General features: G+C 26.5%; 3 protein-coding genes. All 3 read right to left on the bottom strand.

The features are described from left to right. The coding region (locus LS64_RS12080; protein WP_138127387.1) for a hypothetical protein at positions 1-392 on the bottom strand (392 nt) is incomplete at its 3' end. 398 nt (positions 393-790) lie between these two features. After that, on the bottom strand, positions 791-1204 hold the full coding sequence (locus tag LS64_RS12075; RefSeq protein WP_034569133.1) for a hypothetical protein: 414 nt from the start codon (positions 1202-1204) through the stop codon (positions 791-793). Then, a partial coding sequence (locus LS64_RS12070; RefSeq protein ID WP_138127385.1) for a peptidoglycan recognition protein family protein occupies positions 1201-1962 on the bottom strand: 762 nt, incomplete at its 5' end. The genes LS64_RS12075 and LS64_RS12070, both read right to left, overlap by 4 nt.

Here is a 1962-nt window from a genome sequence, read left to right as displayed (position 1 = left end):
CCTTGTGGAATATTCTTATTATTATCTAATGTTACATAAGACTTTATATATTTACATCCATAGCATTTATATATTTCTTTGCCATTATAATAAAACCATATCTTTGGAGTTATCATAAAATCAAATGTATAGTTATCCTTTGTATAGTTATTTGCTACTCTTTTTGTGTTTATGTTATTATCATAGAATCTAAAATCTTTTATATTTAATTTAAATTCTTTAGATTTTATAGGATTGTTAAATATTATTTGTCCTTTATTATCACTTATATTAGTTTGTGAATATGAATTATCATTGATAGATTCTAATGTTATTTTAATATCACTTACAGGTGTTTTAGAATCTTTTAGTAACACATTCACTTGTAACATATTTGATAGATTATTTGGCATGTGTGTCCTTTTAGAACTATATCACTCATTCTATTCTGCAGGGATTAATTATATCACAAAAAATACCATTCTTTTTCATGGAGCTTTTCGCTTCACTTTTGGTTTTAATACTTTATTGTTTTGTTAATAATTTTAAAACTACCACCATACTTGAATCTCAAAATAATATTTCATATCATTCAAAACAAAAGGCATTCTTTATATTTACCCTGTAAACCTAGATAATCTTTTCTTAAAAATTTGAATTTATTTATATGGATATTTGTGATGCTATTGAAATCATTTTTTCGTAAGCCATACTCATCACTTTTACTATTTTACTATTACAAGATTGCAATGTTGAGTTACTCTCACGTGCTGAATATATATTTTACCATCAAATTTTAATATATAAATTCTTATATTCCGCATTCTCCATATTGTTTTTCATCTCCAAAATCTCTATGCTCACCTTCTTTGTTTGTTAAACGTGCATAGCCACCTTCATTTAATTCAAAATTATATATTTTAGAATCTAATTGTATTACACCTGTGATTCTACAAGGATAAGTGCAATATGTTGCTATTACACCCATATCATTATCATAATATTCTTTAGCCGTTTTAAAAAAATTGATAATGTGCTTTTCTTGAAAATCTACAATGATTTGTGTATTGCAAGTTTGTGCTATTGCGTCGACATAATATTTCCTCTCTTTTTCTTCTTCAGTAAGATAAAAAGTGGGTTCATTTAGCTTTAAGATTCTAATGTTTTTAAAAATATCCGCATACGCAAAAGTGCATATAATAAATATCATATAAAAGATTTTCATAGTTTTCCTTTTAAGTATTCTAATAAAGATATGCCTTCTGTTGAGTTTTTATCTTTGTAGGCAATTATTCCATGGGCGTAAATATCTGTTTTATTTATATTATACAACTCAAGCAAAATCAAAACAAGTCGCTCTAAACTTTCTAATTGTTTAATTGTGGCATTTAGGTATCTTTTTATCTTATAATCGTATTCTCCCACAACTTCAATTCCTATGCTATCAGAGCTTATAGGATATCTATTAGGATATGATTTCTTTTTTTCATAATTTGAAACTTTTATTTTTCTATCCTTAAAAGAACTTGTTTCTTTCCATATCTTTTCTATTACAATCTTTTCTTTTTCATTCCAAGTTTTTTCTATTTCAACTCTTGAGCGAATATCACCCACATGCTGTGTCCATTTATCTAAACTAGCACATTGATAGATGCTGCCATCTTTATCGATTAAAAAATGCGTGCCAAATGGACTTGTATCCCAAGTATTTAATGTGCTTTGTGCGTTATGAGAATCTGTTCTGTGTAATACAATAGCTAATGGTTTATGTTTAAAATTTCCTGTTTTTTCTACTAATTTTGGTTTCGGTTTTTTTATGATATTTACTCCTTGTATATATCCATCTTTTATAGTGCAATCTGGTTTGTTAACATCAATAATTGCAGGATTTCTTAATACTTTTTGTTGTTTGTCATTTAAGGTTATTTGTGACTTTGTGTATGCAAATACTACTATTTGTTTATCATAGTTATATAAGTTGTT

It is taken from the genome of Helicobacter saguini, from assembly GCF_000762875.2.
Lineage (GTDB): Bacteria > Campylobacterota > Campylobacteria > Campylobacterales > Helicobacteraceae > Helicobacter_A > Helicobacter_A saguini.
Note: the sequence above shows the minus strand (reverse complement) of the source record. Positions and strands in the feature narration are given on the sequence as shown.